Raw genomic sequence first — 7,391 nt, 5'->3', positions numbered from 1 at the left:
TTTGTCTAGCATCTAAAAATAAAAATTGACGTTTCACGTTGTTTGTTTCGTTTAGTTTTCAAAGTTCAATATCGCGTTTCAGCGACTTTTATAATATATCATAGTATATTATTTTCGTCAACAAGTTTTTCAAGATAATTTGTATCTCTCATTTGCTGACTCTGCCTATTATATAGACTTTTCTATTACTATGCAAGTATTATTATAAAAAAATAAGAGGGGGAAAATCCCCCTCTTATTCTTCAGAAGAAACTTCTTCATTAGATTCTTCTTCTTCATCTTTCTGTGCTTTTGCTACTGTCGCTACCTCTTGCTCATCCTCTAAACGAATTAGACGAACACCTTGTGTATTACGTCCCATTTGAGAGATTTGATCAACTGGCATACGAATAATAACGCCTGCGGCTGTAATTAGCATGATGTCTTCTTCACCTGTTACAGACTTAACCGCTACTAACTTACCGTTTTTATCTGTAATGTTACAAGTCTTAAGACCTTTACCACCACGACTTTGTAGTCGATACTCTTCAACTGGAGTACGCTTACCATACCCGTTTTTCGTTACAATTAAAACATTCGTATCTTCTTCAACAATTTCCATACCTACTACTTGGTCCTCTTCGCCTAATGTAATAGCTTTTACACCAGCTGCATTACGGCCCATAGAACGTACATCTTGTTCATTGAAGCGAATTAACATACCGTTGCTTGTCCCTACGATAATATCTTTATCGCCAGATGTTAAACGTACAGAAATCACTTCATCTTCTTCACGAAGCGAAATTGCAATTAAACCGTTTGTACGTATATTTGCAAATGATGAAAGTGGCGTTCTCTTAGAAATACCTTGTTTCGTTGTAAAGAATAAGAACTGGTCGTCACCAAATTCACGAATTGGAATAATGGCATTGATCCACTCACCCTTATCTACCCCTAATAGGTTAATAATTGGTAGCCCTTTTGCAGTACGACTATACTCTGGGATTTCATATCCTTTCGTACGGTATACTTTACCCTTGTTTGTAAAGAATAAAATATGATCATGAGTAGACGTTGTTAATAAGTGTTCAACAAAGTCATCATCATTCGTACCCATTCCTTGTACACCACGTCCCCCACGGTTCTGTGTTTTGTACGTAGAAGCTGGTAACCTCTTAATATAACCGTTATGAGTTAACGTAATCGCAATGTTTTGCTCAGGAATTAAATCTTCATCTTCAATAAATTCCATACCGCCAATTGTAATTTCTGTTCGTCTCTTATCATTGAAACGCTCTTTTACTTCTGTTAATTCTTCACGAATAATCTCAAGAACTTTCTCTTCATCTGCTAAAATCGCTTTTAATTCAGCAATTAATTTCATTAAGTCTTGATATTCTTGCTCGATTTTTTCACGTTCTAATCCAGTTAAGCGTTGCAGACGCATATCTAAAATCGCTTGCGCTTGTTTCTCACTTAAACCGAAACGTTCCATTAAGCCTTGCTTTGCAATATCAGCCGTTTTTGAACTACGAATTAACGTAATAACTTCATCAAGATGATCTAAAGCAATTCGTAATCCTTCTAAAATATGGGCACGTGCCTCTGCTTTTTCTAATTCATAAGCAGTACGTCTACGGATTACTACCTTCTGGTGCTCCAAATAATGATATAAGTTTTGTTTTAAGTTTAGTACTTGAGGCTCTCCATTTACAAGAGACAACATATTAATACCGAAACTTGTTTGAAGTGCTGTATGTTTATATAGATTGTTTAATAGTACGTTTGCATTAGCGTCACGACGTACTTCCATGACAATACGCATACCATTTCGGTCTGATTCATCACGTAAATCTGTAATACCTTCAATTTTCTTATCGCGAACTAATTCTGCGATTTTTTCAATTAATCGTGCCTTATTAACTTGATAAGGTAGTTCCGTTACGATAATAGATTGTTTACCATTTGATTTCTCTTCAATTTCAACTTTGGCACGAAGCATAATAGAACCTCGTCCTGTTTCATAAGCTCTCCGGATGCCACTTCGCCCTAAGATTAAACCTGATGTCGGGAAGTCTGGCCCAGGAATATATTCCATTAATTCCGCGATAGTGATATCTGGATTATGGCTTAATGCCAACACACCATCAATTACTTCGCCAAGTTGATGTGGCGGAATATTTGTTGCCATACCAACTGCAATACCTGTCGTACCGTTTACTAATAAATTAGGGAAACGCGCTGGTAATACAATCGGCTCTCTTTCCGAACCATCGTAGTTATCTTGGTAATCAATTGTATTTTTTGAAATATCACGTATTAATTCCATAGAAATCTTAGACATTCTTGCCTCTGTATAACGCATTGCCGCTGCTGAATCTCCATCTACAGAACCGAAGTTACCATGCCCATCTACAAGCATATAACGTTGACTGAAATCTTGCGCCATACGTACCATTGTTTCATAAACGGCTGAATCTCCATGAGGGTGATACTTACCGATTACTTCACCGACAATACGTGCTGATTTCTTATACGCTTTATCAGCTGTAATTCCTAAATCATTCATCGCATATAAAACCCTACGATGCACAGGTTTTAATCCATCACGAACATCTGGTAATGCACGAGATACGATAACACTCATTGCGTAATCTAAAAATGAGGTACGCATTTCATGACTAATATTAATTTCTCGAATTCGTGCTTGTTGTTGATTGTCTGACATCAACGAGCACCTCCTCTTACATTTCCGTTACACATACATTGATTTATATGTAGAAGACAGGAATACTTAGATTCCTGTCATTACTCATTTAAATATCAAGGTTTTTCACGTATTTTGCATTCTCTTGGATAAAGTTACGACGCGGTTCCACTTTATCACCCATTAAAATTTCAAATGTTTCATCTGCTTCTATTGCATCTTGAAGGGAAACTTGAAGTAACGAACGTACTTCTGGATCCATTGTCGTCTCCCATAGCTGAGTTGGATTCATCTCTCCAAGACCTTTATAACGTTGAATTCCTGGTTTCGGCTGGGCTGGTAACTCAGCTAATATTTTTTCAAGTTCTTTATCATTATAAGCATATTGAATTTTTTTACCTTGTTGCACTTTAAACAAAGGTGGCTGTGCGATATATATATATCCACACTCAATTATTTGACGCATATAACGATAGAAGAACGTTAATAATAGGGTACGAATATGCGCACCATCAACATCAGCATCGGTCATAATAATAACTTTATGATAGCGTGCTTTTTCGATATCGAAGTCCCCACCAATATTTGTACCAATCGCCGTAATAATTGTACGAACTTCATCATTTGATAAAATCTTATCTAAGCGTGCCTTTTCAACATTAATAATTTTACCCTTCAGCGGTAAAATTGCTTGAAAATGACGATCGCGTCCTTGTTTTGCAGATCCACCCGCAGAGTCACCCTCTACGATATAAATTTCACTAATTGCTGGATCTTTAGAAGAACAATCTGCCAATTTCCCTGGTAAACTTGAAACTTCTAAAGCACTCTTTCGGCGAGTTAGCTCACGAGCCTTTTTAGCTGCTACACGCGCACGTGCTGCCATCGTCCCTTTATCTACAACCTTACGTGCAACATTGGGATTTTCCAGTAAGAATTTTTCAAAAGCCTCAGAGAATACTGACTCCGTAATCGTTCTCGCTTCACTATTTCCAAGTTTCGTCTTCGTTTGCCCTTCAAATTGTGGATTTGGATGTTTAATTGACACGATTGCTGTTAAACCTTCACGAACATCTTCACCAGTCAAATTACTATCCGCATCTTTTAAAATGTTATTTTTACGACCATAATCGTTAATCACACGTGTTAAGGCAGTTTTAAATCCTACCTCATGTGTACCACCTTCATACGTATGAATATTATTTGTAAATGAGTAAATATGATTTGTATATCCTTCGTTATATTGAAGCGCAACTTCAACTTGAATACCATCTTTTGAACCTTCTACATATACAGGCTCTTCATGAATTGGTTGTTTTGAACGATTTAAATGTTCAACATATGATTTAATTCCACCTTCATAGTGGAACTCTTTCTTTTGCTTATGTTCACGTTTATCTTCAATTGTTAATTTAATATTACGATTTAAAAACGCCAACTCACGCATACGAGTCGCTAGCGTATCGAATTCATATTCTGTCGTCTCTTTAAAAATTTCTGGATCCGGTTTAAAGCGAGTTATTGTTCCAGTCTTATCTGTATCACCGATGACTTTTAAATCTGCAACCGGAATACCTCTTTCGTATTTTTGGTAATGGATTTTGCCATCACGATGTACAAATACTTCTAATTCTGTTGATAAGGCATTTACAACAGATGCACCAACACCGTGCAAACCACCAGAAACTTTATAACCGCCACCGCCAAATTTACCACCAGCGTGGAGGACAGTCATAATAACCTCTACTGCAGGACGTCCCATTTTTTCTTGTATACCAACTGGAATACCACGTCCATTATCCGTTACAAGAATACTATTATCTTCTTCGATACTAACGTTAATTTCATCGCAATATCCTGCTAACGCTTCATCGATACTATTATCGACAATCTCCCATACAAGGTGGTGAAGTCCCTTCCCACTCGTAGATCCAATATACATACCCGGGCGTTTCCGAACTGCCTCTAGTCCTTCAAGTACCTGTATCTGACTTTCATCATATGCATTTTCTTGCATTTGTTTTTGTTCCATTGACACAAAGATCACCTACTTTTCCATTTAAACAGGGGTTTATGCCCTATCTATTTCACAATCTACCGTGCCGTTCGTTACATGAATTGTTTTCGCATCTTTTAATGTTTCGTGTTCAATTCCGTCGACACTCGTCGTTGTAACAAATGTTTGCACCTTTCCTTGAATTGTATTTAACAGATGTGATTGACGATAATCGTCTAATTCTGATAAAACATCATCCAGTAAAAGGATTGGATATTCTTTAACCTCTGAATAAATTAATTCAATTTCAGCTAATTTTAGGGATAGTGCGGTCGTTCGTTGTTGTCCTTGCGAACCAAAGACTTGAACATTTTTACTATTAACGAAGAATTGTAAATCATCACGATGAGGACCAATTAAAGTCGTACCACGGAAAATTTCACGTTGTTTCACAGATTGAAAACTTTCATAGTATACTTCTTTTATTTTCGACAAATCCATTGATTCTGATACATCTACACTTGGTTTATAGACAATTTCTAACTCTTCTAATCCACGGCTTATACCGCGATGAATTGGAGCTGCCCATTCCTGTAGCAAATGCAAAAATTCAAAACGTTTTTGCAGTATTTTTGCACCATGCTTAATTAGTTGAAGGGTAAATACATCCAACATCGTTTCCTCATTCTTACTATTCCCTTGCATTTTTTTCAACAAGTGATTTCGTTGCGTGAGCACCTTTTGATATTGACTTAATTCATACAAATATACAGGAGCTATTTGTCCTAATTCCATATCTAAAAAGCGTCTTCTTACTTGAGGGCTTCCTTTTACAAGATTTAAATCTTCTGGGGCAAACATGACAACGTTCATCACGCCAATATATTGACTTAACTTTTGTTGTTCAAGTTGATTTAATTTTGCCTTTTTACCTTTTTTCGAAATATTTAATTCCAAAGACAAAGAACTGTTTCTTTTTTGTAATTTCCCTTTTATTTGACCAAACTCTTCATCCCAGCGGATAAGTTCGCGATCATTAGAGGTTCTATGAGATTTCGCCATCGCTAAAACATAAATAGCTTCCATCAAGTTTGTTTTCCCTTGTGCATTTTCGCCGATAATTACATTTACCTTATCTTCAAAGGAAAGCTCTAATTTTTCATAATTGCGATAGTTTTTTAATTGTATTTCTGAAATAAACAAAGGGCTCCCCCTTTATGCCTGAACTTGGAAAGTTCCGCTTCCTGGAATTTCAATAACATCATTCGCATATAGTTTGCGACCTCTTCTATTTTCAAGTTCGTTGTTCACGTACACTTCATATTCTTGTAAAAACCATTTTACAGCGCCACCTGTATCAATTACATCAGCTAACTTTAAAAATTGTCCTAGTGTAATATACTCTGTTGAAATTTTAATATGTTTCATAAAATCGCTCACTTTCTGAAAGTGTTCATTCTTTCATTGTACTAAATAAACTAACATTAGGAAAGTAATACCCAAAAATCAAATAAGGGCCACTAGCATCTTTAAACTAGCAACCCTTATTCCTTACCTAGTAAGTACGAACTGGTAAAATTAATTGAATAATTGAATCATCATTTACTGTACGAATTAAGAACGGTCTCATCGCCCCAGTAAAACTAACTTTAATCTCTGTACTATCCAAGGCTTTCAATGCATCCATCATATATTTTGCACTAAAAGATATTTTTAACTCTTCTCCATCCACTTTTTCACATTGTACTTCTTCGACAACTTTTCCGATTTCTGGTGAATTCGAAGAAATCTCTAGCATTTCTTGCTCTAAAGTTGATAATTTGACAACGTTATTGCGGCCATCTCTCGCTAATAGTGAAGCACGATCAATTGCTTGTAGGAATTCTTTTGTATTCACAAAAATATCCGTTTTACTCTCTGCTGGAATTAAACGTGTTGTATCTGGATAATTTCCTTCTAACAATCTTGAGAAGAATAATAAATGTTTTGTACGGAATAATACTTGATACTCCGTAATAACGATATCCACCATTTCTTCAGACTCATCTAGAATCTTACTTAATTCATTTAAGCTCTTACCTGGGATAACAACATTAGCTTGAAATTCATCTGCAATATTATGTCCTTCGATTTTCGCTTTTCGAAGTGCTAGTCTATGACTATCTGTTGCAATACAAGTTAACTCGCTGTTATATACCTTCCAGTTTACACCTGTCAAGATTGGTCTTGTTTCAGAAGTAGAAACTGCAAATACAGTTTGTCTGATCATATGCTTAAGTAAATCTGTTGGTATCTTAAATACATGATGTTCTTCAATCTGTGGTAATAACGGATATTCTGCAGAATCTAAACCATTTAAGTTAAATTCTGATTTTCCAGATTTTATTTTTGTCATAAAATGATTTTCCACAGAAATTTCGACAGTATCTTTAGGTAGTTTTTTTACAATCTCACTAAAATATTTTGCTTGTAAAACAATGCTTCCTGATTGAGCTATTTCTACGATTTCTTTTCCATTTTCTTCGACAGGAATAAACGATTCAATAGAAATATCAGCATCGCTTCCTGTTAATGTAACCCCTTCTTCAGTAGCTACAACTTTAATTCCCGTAAGGATAGGGATTGTTGTACGAGAAGAAACTGCCTTCATTACATCTTGTACACCTCTTACAAGATAGTCTTTTTGTATTGTAAAACGCATAAAGAAAA

The 7,391-nt window shown here is 35.8% G+C and carries 5 protein-coding genes; all 5 read right to left on the bottom strand.

Features of this window, described 5'->3' with window-relative positions; translation table 11 throughout:
• Positions 1-235 precede the first annotated feature (235 nt).
• Entirely contained in the window at positions 236-2,707 is a 2,472-nt protein-coding gene (gene gyrA / locus BUA87_RS15535; protein ID WP_001282866.1) for a DNA gyrase subunit A, read from the bottom strand.
• Between the two features lie 88 nt (positions 2,708-2,795).
• Positions 2,796-4,718, bottom strand: a complete 1,923-nt coding sequence (gene gyrB, locus BUA87_RS15530) for a DNA topoisomerase (ATP-hydrolyzing) subunit B (protein WP_000435980.1) — start codon at positions 4,716-4,718, stop codon at positions 2,796-2,798.
• 39 nt (positions 4,719-4,757) lie between these two features.
• Positions 4,758-5,885: a DNA replication/repair protein RecF gene (gene recF / locus BUA87_RS15525; protein WP_072940195.1), complete on the bottom strand. Its 1,128-nt coding sequence runs from the start codon at positions 5,883-5,885 to the stop codon at positions 4,758-4,760.
• 12 nt (positions 5,886-5,897) lie between these two features.
• Positions 5,898-6,110, bottom strand: coding sequence for a S4 domain-containing protein YaaA (yaaA, locus tag BUA87_RS15520; RefSeq protein WP_000680510.1), 213 nt, complete (start codon positions 6,108-6,110; stop codon positions 5,898-5,900).
• A gap of 127 nt (positions 6,111-6,237) precedes the next feature.
• Positions 6,238-7,383, bottom strand: a complete 1,146-nt coding sequence (gene dnaN / locus BUA87_RS15515; RefSeq protein ID WP_001212886.1) for a DNA polymerase III subunit beta — start codon at positions 7,381-7,383, stop codon at positions 6,238-6,240.
• Positions 7,384-7,391 lie beyond the last annotated feature (8 nt).

The sequence above is a fragment of the Bacillus sp. bc15 genome (assembly GCF_900142585.1).
Taxonomy (GTDB): domain Bacteria; phylum Bacillota; class Bacilli; order Bacillales; family Bacillaceae_G; genus Bacillus_A; species Bacillus_A cereus.
The sequence above is the reverse complement of the archived record's forward strand: the minus strand, read 5'-3'. Positions and strand labels throughout refer to the sequence as shown.

Bases quoted from the DNA above. Each gene is read 5' to 3' on its own strand.
- yaaA (WP_000680510.1), bottom strand. From the start codon at position 6,110: ATGAAACATATTAAAATTTCAACAGAGTATATTACACTAGGACAATTT.
- gyrB (WP_000435980.1), bottom strand. From the start codon at position 4,718: ATGGAACAAAAACAAATGCAAGAAAATGCATATGATGAAAGTCAGATA.
- gyrA (WP_001282866.1), bottom strand. From the start codon at position 2,707: ATGTCAGACAATCAACAACAAGCACGAATTCGAGAAATTAATATTAGT.
- dnaN (WP_001212886.1), bottom strand. From the start codon at position 7,383: ATGCGTTTTACAATACAAAAAGACTATCTTGTAAGAGGTGTACAAGAT.